The organism is Flocculibacter collagenilyticus, assembly GCF_016469335.1.
In the GTDB taxonomy this organism is placed as follows: Bacteria; Pseudomonadota; Gammaproteobacteria; order Enterobacterales; family Alteromonadaceae; genus Flocculibacter; species Flocculibacter collagenilyticus.
Genome location: NZ_CP059888.1, coordinates 3512325 through 3528430 on the forward strand (window position 1 = coordinate 3512325; position 16106 = coordinate 3528430).

15 protein-coding genes are annotated in these 16106 nt (G+C 40.9%); 2 read left to right on the forward strand and 13 right to left on the reverse strand.

Translation table 11 applies throughout. The annotated features are described in order from the left end of the window. Positions 1-478: 478 nt before the first annotated feature. A complete protein-coding gene (locus HUU81_RS15610; RefSeq protein ID WP_199609829.1) occupies positions 479-2413 on the forward strand; it encodes an EAL domain-containing protein in 1935 nt (644 codons plus the stop codon). A gap of 120 nt (positions 2414-2533) precedes the next feature. Next, complete coding sequence (locus HUU81_RS15615) at positions 2534-3223, forward strand: DUF4386 family protein (protein ID WP_199609830.1); 690 nt, start codon at positions 2534-2536, stop codon at positions 3221-3223. 103 nt (positions 3224-3326) lie between these two features. On the opposite strand, the gene HUU81_RS15620 is transcribed toward HUU81_RS15615, so the two are convergent. From HUU81_RS15620 to HUU81_RS15680, 13 genes are all read right to left on the reverse strand, one after another. Further along, positions 3327-4673 (reverse strand): sensor histidine kinase, encoded by a 1347-nt coding sequence (locus tag HUU81_RS15620; protein ID WP_199609831.1) that lies wholly within the window; start codon positions 4671-4673, stop codon positions 3327-3329. Positions 4674-4685: 12 nt separating this feature from the next. Beyond that, positions 4686-5378: a response regulator transcription factor gene (locus HUU81_RS15625; protein ID WP_199609832.1), complete on the reverse strand. Its 693-nt coding sequence runs from the start codon at positions 5376-5378 to the stop codon at positions 4686-4688. 31 nt (positions 5379-5409) lie between these two features. Next, the gene (locus tag HUU81_RS15630) at positions 5410-6570 is read right to left on the reverse strand and encodes a DJ-1/PfpI family protein (protein ID WP_233520527.1); all 1161 of its coding nucleotides are present in this window, start codon (positions 6568-6570) and stop codon (positions 5410-5412) included. 172 nt (positions 6571-6742) lie between these two features. Beyond that, positions 6743-9313, reverse strand: coding sequence for an ABC transporter permease (locus tag HUU81_RS15635; protein ID WP_199609833.1), 2571 nt, complete (start codon positions 9311-9313; stop codon positions 6743-6745). Continuing rightward, a complete protein-coding gene (locus HUU81_RS15640) occupies positions 9310-10119 on the reverse strand; it encodes an ABC transporter ATP-binding protein (RefSeq protein WP_199609834.1) in 810 nt (269 codons plus the stop codon). Before HUU81_RS15640 ends, HUU81_RS15635 begins: the two co-directional genes overlap by 4 nt. Further along, positions 10088-10279: a hypothetical protein gene (locus HUU81_RS15645; RefSeq protein WP_199609835.1), complete on the reverse strand. Its 192-nt coding sequence runs from the start codon at positions 10277-10279 to the stop codon at positions 10088-10090. Before HUU81_RS15645 ends, HUU81_RS15640 begins: the two co-directional genes overlap by 32 nt. Before the next feature lie 152 nt (positions 10280-10431). Then, a complete protein-coding gene (gene trmB, locus HUU81_RS15650) occupies positions 10432-11127 on the reverse strand; it encodes a tRNA (guanine(46)-N(7))-methyltransferase TrmB (protein WP_233520528.1) in 696 nt (231 codons plus the stop codon). Further along, the gene (locus tag HUU81_RS15655) at positions 11124-11891 is read right to left on the reverse strand and encodes an ABC transporter permease (RefSeq protein ID WP_199612109.1); all 768 of its coding nucleotides are present in this window, start codon (positions 11889-11891) and stop codon (positions 11124-11126) included. Before HUU81_RS15655 ends, trmB begins: the two co-directional genes overlap by 4 nt. A gap of 21 nt (positions 11892-11912) precedes the next feature. Then, positions 11913-12860: an ABC transporter ATP-binding protein gene (locus HUU81_RS15660; RefSeq protein WP_199609836.1), complete on the reverse strand. Its 948-nt coding sequence runs from the start codon at positions 12858-12860 to the stop codon at positions 11913-11915. A gap of 66 nt (positions 12861-12926) precedes the next feature. After that, complete coding sequence (locus HUU81_RS15665) at positions 12927-13556, reverse strand: flavin prenyltransferase UbiX (protein ID WP_199609837.1); 630 nt, start codon at positions 13554-13556, stop codon at positions 12927-12929. Then, positions 13546-14910, reverse strand: coding sequence for a UDP-N-acetylmuramate:L-alanyl-gamma-D-glutamyl-meso-diaminopimelate ligase (gene mpl / locus HUU81_RS15670; RefSeq protein WP_199609838.1), 1365 nt, complete (start codon positions 14908-14910; stop codon positions 13546-13548). The genes HUU81_RS15665 and mpl overlap by 11 nt, the downstream gene beginning before the upstream one ends. Before the next feature lie 91 nt (positions 14911-15001). Beyond that, positions 15002-15289: a hypothetical protein gene (locus HUU81_RS15675; protein WP_199609839.1), complete on the reverse strand. Its 288-nt coding sequence runs from the start codon at positions 15287-15289 to the stop codon at positions 15002-15004. A gap of 33 nt (positions 15290-15322) precedes the next feature. Then, positions 15323-15736 carry an ISAs1 family transposase gene (locus HUU81_RS15680; RefSeq protein ID WP_199612110.1) on the reverse strand — a complete coding sequence of 138 codons (414 nt, stop codon included), beginning with the start codon at positions 15734-15736 and terminating at the stop codon, positions 15323-15325. Between the last annotated feature and the right edge of the window lie 370 nt (positions 15737-16106).

Below are 16106 nucleotides of genomic sequence, written 5' to 3' on the forward strand. Positions count from 1 at the left end.
TTTACTTGAAGAAGTGGTTGCCTGCAAATTTATGCCAGCATAGACGGCATGCATATAACGAATATTGATCGTTCATTAGCATTACATGGTTGAGGCTACATACATTAATATCGCCTGTAAAATAGCGACAACCGACAAACCGGTAGAGACAACAAACACTTTAACTTGGCTAATTGATTTCATGATGGTTCCTTTCACCTATTCATAATCTTATTTTTGGCCTGACGCATTCAGACTGGTGACAATAAAGCACATACAATGCCAAAACCTATATCATTGTTTATATTGAAATTTTTATATTTAGTATTAGTATTATGACGCAGAGAAACTGGAAGTTAGTATTTTTAACCACTATTTTTGTCTTTTTGACCAATGATTTATGAATAACGTGCAGCGGCTTTCTAGGTTGTCGAATGGCGAGTTCTCTGGCATGCTCAATGCGCTAATGTTTGAATAAAAAATATAATAAGGCATTAAGATGATTCGCTTTCGACAACACAAACCACTGATTATTGGCATGTTGGTGTTTTTAATCTGTCTAGCCGCCTATATTATTCATGTGTATTTCAAAACCTATAACAACATCATCAGCCAAGTTGATAATACACTCAGGCAAGCAGCACATGGTGTAGTCAGTATATTAGACGAAGACTACCATGTAGGGATCACAGGGCCTGAGCATATCTCGTCTCAAAAGTACTTAGCGCAAGCAAAAAAATTAAGCTACTTTGCCGAGCAAATGGGTGTTGAATACGTATATGCCATGATTAAAGATGGTACATCGGTGCGGTTTACGGCTTCTAGTTACACTGATAACGATATCAAAAACCGCAAGTTATCTTATTTTTACGATGTGTACCCAGAAGCCACCGAAGCCAATAAAGTAGCCTTCAACTCTGCTTCTCCGGTGTTTGAAGAGTCTCAGGATAAATGGGGGCACTTTCGCAGCATATTTATTCCACATACCGCGTCAGATGGTACGATTTATTTGACAGGTGCAGACATTACAATCACCAATCTAAATGAACAGCTGCAATATAGCGTTAGCGAAGCCATCGCAATTGGTTCATTTTTCTTTTTTATTGCTGTGCTCGTTTCCAGTTTATATACCTATGCCATGAGGCGGAACCTTACTACAGACGCGAATACGGGTTTTAAAAATCACATTGCCTTGGAGGAAGATTTACGTCGCTCTACGTTAATTTATCATCAAATCGCCGTGATCGTACTGAATGATTTAGAAGAGATTAGTAGCTTCTATGGTGCTTCAATTGCCGATCAAGCCATTCTTACCTTTATGGAGCAAGTAGAAACATTATTAAATAACGAATATACGCAATATCGTCTTTCATTTAATCGAATTGCTATCTTACGCACTAGCCCGATTGAACCTGACATTTTGCCGCAACGGCTTAAGCGCCTACCAAACAACACTCCATTATTAACTGATCCGCTTATATACGTTACAACGGCAATTGGCATAGCCGAAGCAAACAAAAACTTAGTCCTTGAAAATGCGAATATAGCAGCCGCACAAGCTAAACACCGCCGTGAATCTATTGTTACTTTCTCTGATGCATTACAAGAAGTGAAAACGCAATATCAAAATAACATCAGCCTTGCCCGAGAAGTGAGAGAAGCGTTTCAAAACGACCTTATTCAACCCTATTTTCAGCCAGTTATCGACTTATCCAGTGGTCAAATTTTGCATTATGAATGCTTAGCCAGAATAGTCAGAGAAGACGGCACCGTGCTTAATGCGCAAGAATTTATTCATGTCGTTAATCGCTCGCGAATGGATGGTGAATTAACGCGTGTGATGTTTACTAAAGCCGCTGAATATTTTAAAAATACGTCTAAAGCCTGGAGTATTAATGTTACTGCGCAAGATATGCTCGATCCACACCTTAACGGCTTTTTTCAAGAGTACTTATCTGTTTACCCACAATCCGACCGCATTACCTTTGAGTTATTAGAAACAGAAGCAATTGATAACTTTGCCGAAGTCGCCAACTTTATCAAAATGGTAAAAGCCTTTGATGCACGTGTGGTCATTGACGACTTTGGTGTGGGTTACTCGAACATTTCAAACGTACTTAAGTTACGCGTAGACGGCATTAAGTTAGACGGTTCACTGTGTAAAAACATCAGAACCGATAAAAATGTTCAGTTATACATTCGCCATATTGCCGAATTTGCGGATAAATTAGGCATTATGCTCATTGCAGAATATGTTGAAGATAAGCAATCGCTAGAGGCACTAGAAAAATACGGCGTCACTATTGCGCAAGGTTATTACTTGGCAGAGCCACACGCAACGGCACAAGATATTAATGCAACCGATTTAGCTGGTCATGCAACCCATGAAAATGCGCCTTCAACGCACGTTGACGAAGATGATAACGATACATAATTTCACCCTATGATCATGCCTGTATGCTCTGTTTATAAATAACTTTTGTTACAATCAAACACTGTACAGCATCAGCTTGTCGTCTAATTTATAAAGTATCGCAATCGAAGAGAGCATATTATGGAAAAACTACAAAAGCTGGGAGGCATGGCTGCTTTAATAGCCGCAACCCTTTATCTAGCAGCATTTATTTATTTTGGAGCATTCTTAAGCTTTCCTCCCAATAGCGGCACCACCGAAAAGTTCGCCTATTTAAGTGAAAATCAAGTCATCATCTCAGCTGCGTATTTTATTAGCTATGTATTATTTGGCATTGTACTCGCTGTGCTAGTACAGGCTTTGCATGAACGCTTAAAAGTTAAGACACCTCACCTTTCACAATATGCTGCCGTATTTGGTTACCTTTGGGTTGGGCTAGTGATTGCCAGCGGCATGATCACAAATATTGGACTGAATCAGGCATTAGAACTGGCCAAAACAGAGCCAACTCAAGCAATGGCAATGTGGAAAACAATCAACATAGTAGTAGATGGTATCGGTGGCGGTAATGAAATTGTCGGTGGATTATGGACATTAATACTGAGTCTATGTGCACTTAAACACAACCTACTCTCTAAACCGTTAAATTATTTAGGACTATTCGTTGGCATTGCGGGCATACTTACTGTTTACCCGTCTGATATCCTGACCGCAACCTTTGGTATTAGCCAACTTATTTGGTTTGCTTGGTTGGGTATAATCATGCTAAAAACGTCTCAACCAGCTCAACTTTCTACAAGTGAAAAACCTTTAAGTGAAAAGCTCGCGTAGTTGAATCTAACTGCGTGATGTTGCTTATTATGTTCTTAATCTGTCGGATGACACTTAGCGCATCCGACAGCAATATCTGACACCTACTGCCTAAGTTCATCATTTAAAACGTAATTGTTATCGCCGTACCATGACTATTGCTGGTTATATTTAACTGATAATCAAAGCGCTCGCACAACCGCTTTACAATTGACAAACCAATTCCAAACCCTTGGCTTTGCTCACCTTTTACCATGCTTTCACAAATATGTGGCGCCAATTTCTGTTCAATGCCTTGTCCTGTGTCACTTACCGTTAACTGTGTTGTTTTTTCATCCCAAGTAAGACTAACATTACCTTGTTCAGTGTAACGAAACGCGTTAGAAACAAGGTTAGTCAGTATGATTTTTAACACCGTTGCATGTGATAACACGCTGGCCTGATCATTAATATTAATATCAACCAAAATGTCTTTATGCTCTATTATTGCAGCACACTCAATGACCACATCTTCCACTAAAGGCAATAATTTAACCATGCTTTTATCGGCTAGTTGCGCTTCTTCACGTGCTAAGGTAAGCAATGTTGTTACAGTTTGCTGCATCTCGTTACATGCATTGTCTATGCGCGCTATTGGGGCGGCTACGTCATCAGGTAAACACGGCTGTTGTTGTAAAATTTCTGTGGCGTTTTTAATGATGGTGATAGGCGTACGAAGTTCATGACTGCAATCGCGAGTAAATTGTTTTTCACGCTCAATAAATTGATTTATACGCTGCATGGATTGCTCAATATTAGCCGCTAATATGCCAATTTCGTTATTAGGAAATTGTGCTGCAAATTGTTTGGGCAAATGCTTAGGGTCAACGCCATCAACTAGTTCTGCTAATTCAGTTAACGGCGATATCGTCGCCTTAGCTATTCGGTATGCTACCACGCAAGCGAACAGCATCATTAACACCGCAATACAGGTTAGCATTACATACATTCCGCTGCTCATACCACGAACGATTAATTGTTCACTAACTTCTGCTAATAAGAAGATATCTTGCGCTGGTAAAAGACGATACATGTGGTAATGCTTACCATTTTCACCAAAAAACTCACCGCGATTCGGCTCTTCAATCAAAATCGTCTTAATATCATAGGGTAATGTTTCAATAGAATGGTGTAGTGACATATTTTGAGGCCGCGGCGTTGGCCAATAACCAGTATCTTCATATTGCTGCTGCAAATACTCTGCTTCTTTACTAACATCACGCCAAATAAATGAATCTTCAAGGGTATACAATGAGAGCATGTTGATAGCTGAAAAAAGCACAGCGATCATCAAGGCAAACAAACAAAAACGTAAAATAATTTTACGGCTTAAACTGGTATATTTTTTCTTTACTAAAGAAAGCTGATGGCTTTCACGCTTGTCTTTTTCAGCTTGGTTATGCTGAGATAAATCAGTTAACTTTTTAAGCATACAACACTCAATCTAATCTTTACTTTCAACTAAAGAAAAACCTGCACCATGCACGGTTTTCAACATTGGAAATTCGAACGGTTTATCTAATATTTTGCGTAACTGATAAATATGAGATCGAAGCGAGTCAGACTCTGTTTGATCATTTCCCCATAACCGCGCACACAGTTCTGTACGAGAGACTACTCGCGGAAAAGCTTCTGCCAACACCAGTAAAATATGGTAATTCATACTACTCAAATTCAATATTTGCTGCTTTCTAGTAACAGTTTGCTTTTTTCTATCAATATTCAGCTCACCTATTACGATACAAGTGTCAGTTTGTAATTGATGACGACGAGATAATGCCAAACAGCGCATTTCTAACTCTGCTAATGCAAACGGCTTAGTTAAATAGTCGTCGGCACCTTTTTCAAAGCCAACGACTTTGTCTTCTAGCGAGTCTCGCGCAGTTAACATAATAATAGGAATATGGCGGGGATGACGCTGTCGAATTCGCTCACAAACCGCTAAACCATCCAGTTTCGGTAACATGATGTCTAAAATGATCACATCGTAATAATTAAGTGCCACCAAAGAAATGGCTTGTTCGCCATTGGTTGCATAATCTAATACATGACCTTTAGGTTCAAAGTACTCACCAATATTGCTGGCAATAGCATCCTGATCTTCTACTACTAAGATGTGTAATCCAGAACGTTGCATACTATTCCTTATAATTGATGAGCAACAAGGGCTATAAACGCTTCATCATTTCCAGAGCAGCATTTTTTTCTGACTCCCGCTCTGGATGCTGCGCGATAATGTTATCTAATGTTACCTTAGCTTGATGTTTATTCCCTAGCTGCTGATAAGCTTTTGCAATTGCTAAGTCTAACTGGGGGTTATTAATTTCAGATTGGGTAAGCGTCATTAACATTAACGCACCTTCTACTTGCTGGTTAGATGCTGCCGCTTCCAGATAATAGTATCCATACATGCCAATTAACGGAGCTGCATACTGTTGCTTATTTTGCTGATAAGCCGCTTTCGCCTTAGTGTCGTTCACCAGTAATTGACTGATCAACGCAAATGTTCTGTCGTGCTCATCCAGCGTGTACGCTTTTGGCGTTATACCCAATTGTCGCACCAGCTCTAAAGCAGTACCTGCGGTAGATGTCGGGTTTTGACCCGTTATCAAATTAGGTTCAATCGCTACGTGACTTAGCATTAAGTCTGCGTGCTCAAAATGTGCGCCACGTTCTTTTAGTTTAGTTTCTAATAAAAAGTCGAATTGCTTGCTCCACTTTTTACCAAATAGTTTTTCTTCTAAATTCGTAAATCCATTAATCGCTTTACCCGACACTAAGTAACTGCCATCGGCTAATTTAACGTTAACCAGTGCAGCAGGGCCATGGCATACTGCAGCAATCGCGTGCTCTTGTTCGTACAAATGAGCAATTAACTGCTGTAAGGCACGGTCTTTTGGTAAATCAAACATCGCTCCTTTTCCCCCCACAATAAACATGCCTTGATACTTATTCGCCTTCACATTCGCCGTGCTCAGCGTGTTTCTTAACTGCCCCATCACTTCTTCATCAGCTAAGGTGGCAGCAATGGCAGGCCGCGTAGGGTTAAACTCATCAGCTTCTACTGCCCCGCCCTTTGGGCTTGCAACTTCCACGGCAATACCGTTTGTTTTAAAAATCTGATACGCCTTAGAAAACTCTTCAAACTCATAACCGGGCTGGGTTTTACCTTGGTCTACACCGTAACTACTTACAACCATTAATACTGTTTTTTTATTGTTATCACTGGCAACACTCGTACTCACATAACCAAAAAAATACAGCAACATTGCCAATAAGGTTATGATTAGCTTTAATGTTATGTTTCTCATCGCGGTGGTATCACTCATCTTATTATCTCCGTACAATTCCGTACAATATTGATTAATAGTCAACTTCAATCCCAGCCCTGTTAAAACTAATTTCACTGTTTTGTAGGTAACTGATACTCACCAGATTGCCAAACGTAATGTGACGCAAATGTGAAATCATACTGCCCTTTCAACATTTTTCATCACATTATTATTCGTGAAGTAATTGCCTCAGTGACACCTTTAATGATGCCCGACTCATAACCGTACCCAGCGTTACCACTAGAGCCAATGTACTTATTAATACCACCGATAACCACGCCATATCGGGATGATAGTGCATAGAAAATTGCGCTTGATAAATTAATTGCCCAGCTACCCAAGCTCCCACTACCGCACCAACACACGCAATAACGCCAGTAAAGAGCCACTCTGCGGCCAGCATTAACACGCACCAACGTCGGGTTTGACCAAAACTCAGCAACAGTGCATTTTTACGTTGGTCGTCTTTTAAATTACCGTAAATAGCACCTGCAAAGATCAAGCTTGTCATCATGAGCAATAATGCTGTGAATATGAAGATGGCCTGATTCACTACCGCTAACACAGAGTTAAAACGCGCTTTCATGTCTGCCAGCGTAATTAAGCGAAGCGTTGGATGTTCAGCCCAAAGTGCTACTAACGATGCCCAGTCTTGTTGTGGCACTTCAATACTCCCCATTAAAAAGTGTTTACTTTCAATAAAATGGATTGCTGCTTCAGGTATTTGAAACCAAAACGTGATTGAATCTTTTCCTGACTGAAAAATATGCGAGGCAACAATGTCGAAATGATAAGTAGCATGACCAAAACCAAATGTTAACGAATCCCCCACTTTCAGATTAAGATCTGTCATCACTTCTTCTTCAACCGAAATTTGCTGCCAATCACTATCCGAATTCGTGTTAGCTTCTTGCCACCAATGGCCCGCAATTAACTTATTATTATCCGGCAGGTGGCGAGTAAAATGAATTCTTGAACCTTCCTGCACTGAAGATAACGATTCGCTGGGCGTAGTAATATGTTGCATTAATGGTTGATGATTGACTGCGATTAACTGCCCCTGAAAATAAGGCTTAAGCGACTTAATTTGCGAGTTACTATGTTGGTTTAACCAGTGTTTCAGCGCACTTGCTTGTACTTGGTTTGCCTGTGCGATCATGACATTACCGTCGTGCTGCAATGTATATTGTTGCGTCATATTGCCTATGTCTTTTAATAACATAAGGCTAAACAACAGTAAGAATAAGCTAAGTCCCACTCCCAGTATTTGATTTATCTTTACAACTAAGCGTTGCTTCATTAACTGTAAAGTCAGAAAAAACCAGCCACTTCCATGTTTGCTCAAACGTGCTGCACACCATAGTCCAGCCCAAGTTGTAACAGCCATTAATGCAACGGCTAACAACATACTGACCAACATCATAACAGTTAGTCGCCAATTATCAGAGTAAAGCGCAGCAAGCAATGCAATACACAAAGTAAAAAAGCAAGCGTTTAGCCATTTCAATTTTCCCGTGAAAACGGTTACTTGCTGTGATTGGCGAATTAAGCCCGCAATGGGTGTCGATGCAAGTTGGAGCCAAATAGGCAGCTGAAAACAACTTAATAACAGCAATAACACTGCAACGGTTTTAAACCATATTGTTGGTAAAACTGACGCACTGATATCATGAAAGTATTGCTGTAATAACTGAATGGCTCCCCAATGTAGTATTAACGCAATTGCTGTGGCAACAAGCATAAAAAATACAAAACCAACTAACCATTGCAATAGCATTAGCCTAACGCCAAACTGCTTATTAATCCCCATGGTTAAGCACAGTGCTGTAAATTGCTGATACCGCTTAAGCTGTCGCCTACCCGACTGGCTTAACGCCACCCCAGCCATTAAGAAAATAAGCACTGAAGCGAGCCCCAAAAAATTTTCTACTCGCTGCCAAAATCCTGCTAATGGGTGAGCACCAAACTTATGCACCACAAGGGCACTGGGTAATGTCACGTAAAGCCAATTAATAAGTTGACGAGTAGATAAGTCATCGCTATTCACTAAATATCGGTATTTTGCATTACTATGTTGCCAGTCTTTAAGATTGAGGCTGTTCGTGTTAACCATCGCGCGCATTGCAACTGAATGCCCTTGTGATAACCGGTCTGGCTCATGCTGAATGATATGCGTCACGGTTAATCGTGAATTACCAACGCTTAATGTCTGGTTATGAGCAAGCTGTAAACTAGAAAATAAGCGACTATCAACCCAAATTTCTCCCTCCGCAGGACCACTTTGCACCGTTTTCACAGAGTCACCAACAACGAACGTGCCTTCACTGGTTTGCTGCCACGCCATCAAAGTAACGGTTCCCTTAACGGGGTAATGTTCATCTACTATTTTTAATTCTGCTCGTTGCCACTGCTCGTTATTCACTAGCGTCACGTCAATCAGTTGGTTCACACTAATGTGTGTTGCGCGCTGTGCTACGTAATCTAATTGTTGCGGAGTGAGTGTGTCGGCATGAGTAACAATTAAATCCGCACCCAAAAATTGCGCTAGATTTTGCGCCAAGTGCGTTTGTATAGCGCCGCTCACTAGTGCTAAACATAACAAAAGACTACTGAGTAATATTTGAGTAATAGCAGAAATTCGTCCATCAGCCGTACGTAAACTGTGCACACTCTGCTGAAATGCCAACGTAAGCAATGTTGTAAATTTCTGGTGGGAACAATACGTTTGAGCGCGCTTCATTTTTCCTCCGCATAAACAAGGTTGCGTGCAGTTGGATGAGGCTTAGCATGCGCTAAATGAAGTGATGAAGAGTGCAACACTAACTGTTTATCAACAATTTGATACTGCTTGTCAGTCAGTTGAGCAAGGGCGTTATCATGGGTGACCAATACCAGCGCAGCATTCGAGCGCTTAGCACACTGTAGCATTAAGTCTGCAATTCCACTGGCGGTTTCTTGATCCAAATTTCCCGTTGGCTCGTCGGCGAAGATAAAGGCAGGTTCAGCTGCAAATGCCCGCGCTATGGCAACTCGCTGTTGTTCGCCGCCGCTCAGCGCAAAGGGCTTATGATACAAACGCGTTGCCAGCCCCACTTGCGCTAACCACTGCTTTGCTTTCGAATCAGCTTTTTTATCGCCTTTTAAGCGCAGTGGTAAAGCAACATTACTGAGTGCATCCAATTCCGGCAACAAATGAAATTGCTGAAAGATGAACCCCACACGCGTTTGCCATGGTTCGCTCACTATCTGGCCATCTTGATATAACTCAATATCACCCTTGCTTGGCTTTTCAAACCCAGCCATTAGCAACATTAGTGATGACTTACCGGAACCGGAAGGGCCGACGATTGAAATACTCTCACCGCGATGAACCTTTAATGACACATCATGAAATAAACTCACTCGCTTCAGGCAAGTGCTGTTCGTATCACCACGATTATTCCACTTAGCCAACCACCTTTTTAACCGCGCAAACCACCAACTATCCGATTCCTCTAATAATTTAAATTGATGGCTAACCGCTGTTAATTGAATATATTCGTCCATTTTCTTCCATCCCAGATAATGCTGATGAAAACAGCTTATCTAGAAAGGTGTGAAAACTTTGTGATGAAAGGGATGCTGACTGTAACTCACCACTCTTCTTGGTGAGCAATACACTATTGATATAAAAATTATTCTCAGATAAATCGTTTTCGTTATCCAAGCATAAACTTCATCGCATAAAGTATTGTTTTTGAAAGGTAGTGCGTGAGACTCATTTTGTAAATGGAGCAAACGCTGTGGGTGCTTTAATTATCAGGTTCACACTCGGAAAAAACGAGAAGATGGTTCGGATCTTCTCGTTTATTTTAGATGCTAAAGTGACACCTTAATCCGCCATGTTTGCTGGCCACTTTCCCAATATTTTTTTTCAAATGGCGTGATCGCTGTGTCTGATTGGTACTCTTCAACGTTAGTTTGAACACCAGCTAACGATAACGCCACAGCAAACTCTTCAATATAAAGCTGCCAGTTACTGCGCACCTCTAACAATCCACCCAGTTTTACAATGTATGGGAACACGGCACTGCCATGCCAACGACGCTTAATGTGTTTCGCTTTTGGCCATGGGTTTGGATAAAGCAAAAAATGCTTTTCAATTTTCCAGCCTGCTTCAACAGCTAAACGCCAAAAATCATTTAAGTCAGCTCTTGCCAACATATAATTAGGCAATTCAGCGTGGGTATTTAATTCATGGTCAACGTGGCCTTGATGCTTTTCAATGCGCACTTCAGACTTATCAATCCCAATCACTAAAGCATGAGGATGCTGTTTGGCAATATTAATAGTACTGGCACCAACCCCACAGCAAGAGTCTAAAATAATTGGCCCTTCAAATGCTTGTACGCGCTGATTAGCATGATTAAATGCATTTAATGTATGTTGCGAATACGGTTTTTTGAATGGTGTTGATAAGTACTTTTTCACTAACGGCGCTAAGTCCTCATGAACACCATCTTGATTTGAAATAACCCGGCGAGATTGCGCCTGCGCATCAGAGTTTTTAATCACGAACGTAACCCTACCCCTTTTGTTATTAAGGTCATTGCTGTTGTAAACAACGCTGCGATAAACACTAAGATAATGCCAAATGCAAAGTATAAATTAACATCGCTCACCCCTAAAAATCCGTAGCGAAACGCATTTACCATATAAATGATTGGATTGGCTTGCGACACGTTCTGCCAAAAGTCCGGCAGCATTGAAATAGAATAAAACACACCACCAAGATAGGTTAGTGGCGTTAATACAAAGGTAGGAATAATACTAATATCATCGAACGACTTTGCAAATATGGCATTAATTAATCCACCAATTGAAAACAGAGCCGAGGTTAGCACTACTGTTAAGATAATTACCCCAAGATTATGAATTTGAATGTTGGCAAAAAATAGTGACACCAGTGTCACAATTAATCCCACCAACATGCCGCGCGCCATGCCGCCACCAATATAACCAAATACAATAATGTAATTGGGTACAGGCGCTACCAGTAATTCTTCCACATTACGCTGAAATTTAGCACTGTAGAATGAGGAGGCCACGTTGGAGTATGAGTTGGTGATCACCGACATCATAATCAAACCCGGCACAATAAATTCCATATAGTTAAAACCGCCCATTTCGCCAATGCGGCTACCAATTAAGTTACCAAAAATAACAAAATACAACGACATGGTAATGGCAGGAGGAACGAGGGTTTGCACCCAAATGCGCATAAAACGCGTGCACTCTTTAATTAAAATACTTTTAAGGGCAATGTAATTGGTCGACATGCTCATAAATACTATCTACCTTTATGCTGATTTATTATTTTGTGTAGCTGACTGAGTTTGATTATTTTTTTCAACCAAATTAACAAACAATTCTTCAAGGCGGTTTGCCTTATTCCTCATACTTAACACTTCTATTTTTTGTTCAGAAAGTTGTGAAAATACGGCATTAAGCCCTTTCTCTTTTTCTACATCAATTTCAAGCGTAGTATTGTCAATTTTACGATTTTCTAACCCTGTTAGCGTGTAATCACCGCTGTTTGGCGCCAAGTCTAAAATAAAGGTTTCAATATTGAGTTTGCTTAATAAGTCTTTCATTGTGGTATGTTCCACAATAGTGCCTTTATCGATGATTGCGATATTGCGGCATAGCATTTCGGCTTCTTCTAAATAATGGGTAGTTAGAATGATAGTGATGCCTTTTGCATTGATATCACGCAAAAATGTCCACATTGAGCGGCGAATTTCAATATCTACACCCGCGGTTGGCTCATCCAGAATGAGTATTTTAGGTTCATGCATTAATGCTCTGGCAATCATTAATCGACGCTTCATGCCGCCCGATAGGGTGCGAGACGGTACATCGCGTTTGTCCCACAAATCTAACTGTTTTAAATAAGTTTCAGCACGCTGAATTGCAACGTCGCGCGGTACGCCATAATAACCTGCTTGGTTCACCACAATTTGATGCGGCGTTTCAAACTGATTAAAGTTAAACTCCTGCGGTACTAGTCCAATTTGGCTTTTTGCTAAATCAAGCTCAGTATCAATATCATAACCGCTAACTTTAACTTGCCCTTCGGTTTTATTAACTAACGACGTAATCACCCCGATGGTGGTTGATTTACCCGCGCCATTGGGGCCTAGTAAAGCAAAAAAATCACCCTCTTTAACTTCTAGGTCAATTCCTTTTACGGCTTGTACTCCACCTTTATATGTTTTCTTTAACCCTTTAATCTGCAATGCAGTCATATTTCTCGCCTACCTTTGCGTTGTGTTTCCAATTTACTTCCTCGTTTTAATTTGAAGAAAATGTAGTTAATGCCCGTAACCCCAGCGTGGTACCAATGCCTGATCAACACCAAGGTGATCTAAAATTCGTGCCACCACAAAATCCACTAAATCATCAATCGTTTTAGGTTCGTGATAAAAGCCCGGTGATGCAGGTAAAATAACCGCCCCCAATTGTGACAGCTTAAGCATGTGCTCTAAATGAATACTGTTATAAGGCGTTTCTCGTGGTACTAACACTAATTTTCCACGTTCTTTCAGCACAACATCTGCTGCGCGCTCAATTAAATTATCGCTGGTTGCCAGCGCAATAGACGCTAATGTACTAGTACTGCACGGACACACCACCATATGCTTTGGCGCCGCCGAGCCAGATGCCACTGGCGAGAACCACTCTTCTTTACCAAATACCTTTAATTGATTTTCCTTAGCGTGGTATTTTTCAGCCAAAAACGCGGCCGCACGCTCTGGGTGGCTAGGAATTTTAAGGTGTGATTCTGTATCAAATACTACTCTTGCAGCACTCGAAACCAACAAAAAAACTTGATAGTTAGCGTTTAACAAAGCTTCTAATAACTTTAAGCCATAAGGCGCACCAGAGGCTCCCGTCCACGCCAACGTAATTTGGCCTGAAAATGCTGAGTCTTTAACTGTCATATTTATCTTCTAATGCTTCTATAAGTTTGTCGTGAATGCCGCCAAAACCACCATTACTCATAATTAGTATAGTATCGCCGCGTTGGGCTTCTACCACTAGCGTCTGTACTAAATCATCAATGTCTTTATGGCAATGCGCTGGCTGCTGACAGTGCTCAGCGATTTCGGTAACTGACCACGGAATATTTGCTGGCTGATAAATAAAAACTTCGTCGGCTTGTACCAATGAATCCGCTAACTCATTTTTATGCACGCCCAACTTCATGGTATTTGAACGAGGCTCTAATACTGCTAAAATTCTATCGTTACCCACATTAGCGCGTAGCCCCGCAACCGTTGTATGAATAGCAGTAGGATGGTGAGCAAAGTCGTCAATAACAGTAATCCCATTTACCCTTCCTTTAAATTCCATTCTACGCTTTGGCGACATAAACTGATTCAAACCCGCAATGCAGTGCTCTACAGGCACACCCGCATGACGCGCCGCTGCAATCGCCATTAAACCATTACTTACATTGTGCGCACCAATACACGTCCAACTCACCTCTCCCACCACTTGTTGATTCAACAATACCTTAAATTTGCTACCGTCAGCTTCAATAAGCTCGGCACGCCACGTGCCTTCTTCACCAACAGTTTCAAGTGGCGTCCAGCACCCTAATTGTAGTGTTTGCTGTAACGCGGCATCCTCTTGCGGATAAATCGCCAAACCATTGCTTGGTACCATGCGCATTAAATGATGGAATTGGGTTTGAATAGCCGCTAAATCCGCAAAAATATCAGCGTGATCAAATTCTAGATTATTTAAAATAACGGTTTTAGGACGGTAATGAACAAATTTAGAACGTTTGTCGAAAAATGCGGTGTCGTATTCATCGGCTTCAATTACAAAAAAAGGCGAGTCGCCTAATCGCGCCGAGCTATCAAAGTTTTGTGGTACGCCACCAATTAAAAAACCGGGGGGTAATTTAGCGTATTCTAAAATCCACGCCAGCATACTGGCTGTGGTAGTTTTACCGTGGGTGCCTGCAACCGCTAACACCCATCGATCTTTTAATACATTTTCAAGCAGCCACTGCGGGCCAGATGTGTACGGAATATTTCGCGCTAACATATACTCTACAGCAGGATTTCCACGCGACATCGCATTACCAACAATCACTAAATCTGGCTCAGGCGACAAATGCTCAGGCTGGTAACCTTGCATCAGCTCAATGCCGATGTCTTCAAGCTGTGTACTCATGGGCGGATACACATTAGCGTCAGAGCCCGTCACTTTAAACCCAAGTTGTTTGGCAATAACCGCGATGCCACCCATAAAGGTGCCACATATTCCCAAAATATGAATATGCATAGAAAAACCTATTGTATTGAAGCATTTGCAGTTAAGAATACCGCAAAGCGATAACGATCTGAAAGGTGCATTTAATAATGATGCAAGTATTTCAATCTATGGGGATGATTAGAGAGATTATCAACTGGAGGAGTGTTTGATTGTAGGTAATTTGTTGAGTTGCGCTTTGTTTAGTCAGGGCAAGAGCATTTAAATTACCCCTTAGAAGTAACTCGGTTCTAAAATCATCATCTAACGCCGCCATTTTTAGCTTTCGCTTCATACTGGCTTTTTTCGTCGTATCTGTTTTGACAATATTCAACGCCAATTTTCTAAATGCATTCATGACTTCAACTGCATTGCCCCGCCTAATACGCGAATCGTCTTCATGGAATGTCATATCTAACGTCCAGTGTAAGCAGTTTTCAACGCCTCAGTGATTGCGAATTATGCCATTTAATCGCTCTGCATTTAGCCCCAATGAGCTGATATAAGCTTGAACCTCTCCATTGAGTGTACTTTGATTGTCTTTTAGTGCAATGACGTAATCAACACCTCTGGATTGAATTTTCTTTGCAATTGCGTGCTGACATCCCATGGCGTTCAACGTAACGGTTACACCTTTTACATCAAGTAAATCCAGCAACTTGGGGGTGGCTGTTATCTCATTGGATTTATCACCTACTTTTTGTTGTCCTAGTACCAGTCCATTGCCACAATTCCATGCACTGACCATATGCAACGGGTTCTTTCTGCCTTTGGTTGTGAAGCTTCTATGAGCGGTTTTTCCATCAATGGCGATAACTTCGCCATTCACTTGCTCGGCGATTTCATTTACCCAATTGATAAAGCTGGTTTGTTTCCCGCTCTGATCATGAAACTATCATTTAGTTCAATTTATAATGATCTTGCCCTGTTTGTTTAGTAGGCGGCGATAAATTCGTTGTAATTTTTAGTTGTAGTATTTAATTATCAGAATTGTATAATTAGTAGCTGCGAGGCTTAGAAAAGCGGTAAACGTCCTCTAAGTTTGCAATCATGTTCACTGACCCTATTAATTTTCGATCGTTACAATAGTTGGCTTTATGTGATACGATTACAAATACATTAATGCAAAATTATAACATATGAATCACATCACTCCTATATTAATGTTAGTCACCTAACTTCTCGTAGAACATCCAACAAACTTTTGATAGAAAAGGATACAATAGAGC

Coding starts and splice junctions, on each gene's coding strand:
- HUU81_RS15610 (WP_199609829.1), top strand. CDS start 479: ATGATTCGCTTTCGACAACACAAACCACTGATTATTGGCATGTTGGTG.
- HUU81_RS15615 (WP_199609830.1), top strand. CDS start 2,534: ATGGAAAAACTACAAAAGCTGGGAGGCATGGCTGCTTTAATAGCCGCA.
- HUU81_RS15620 (WP_199609831.1), bottom strand. CDS start 4,673: ATGCTTAAAAAGTTAACTGATTTATCTCAGCATAACCAAGCTGAAAAA.
- HUU81_RS15625 (WP_199609832.1), bottom strand. CDS start 5,378: ATGCAACGTTCTGGATTACACATCTTAGTAGTAGAAGATCAGGATGCT.
- HUU81_RS15630 (WP_233520527.1), bottom strand. CDS start 6,570: ATGAGTGATACCACCGCGATGAGAAACATAACATTAAAGCTAATCATA.
- HUU81_RS15635 (WP_199609833.1), bottom strand. CDS start 9,313: ATGAAGCGCGCTCAAACGTATTGTTCCCACCAGAAATTTACAACATTG.
- HUU81_RS15640 (WP_199609834.1), bottom strand. CDS start 10,119: ATGGACGAATATATTCAATTAACAGCGGTTAGCCATCAATTTAAATTA.
- HUU81_RS15655 (WP_199612109.1), bottom strand. CDS start 11,891: ATGTCGACCAATTACATTGCCCTTAAAAGTATTTTAATTAAAGAGTGC.
- HUU81_RS15660 (WP_199609836.1), bottom strand. CDS start 12,860: ATGACTGCATTGCAGATTAAAGGGTTAAAGAAAACATATAAAGGTGGA.
- HUU81_RS15665 (WP_199609837.1), bottom strand. CDS start 13,556: ATGACAGTTAAAGACTCAGCATTTTCAGGCCAAATTACGTTGGCGTGG.
- mpl (WP_199609838.1), bottom strand. CDS start 14,910: ATGCATATTCATATTTTGGGAATATGTGGCACCTTTATGGGTGGCATC.
- HUU81_RS15675 (WP_199609839.1), bottom strand. CDS start 15,289: ATGACATTCCATGAAGACGATTCGCGTATTAGGCGGGGCAATGCAGTT.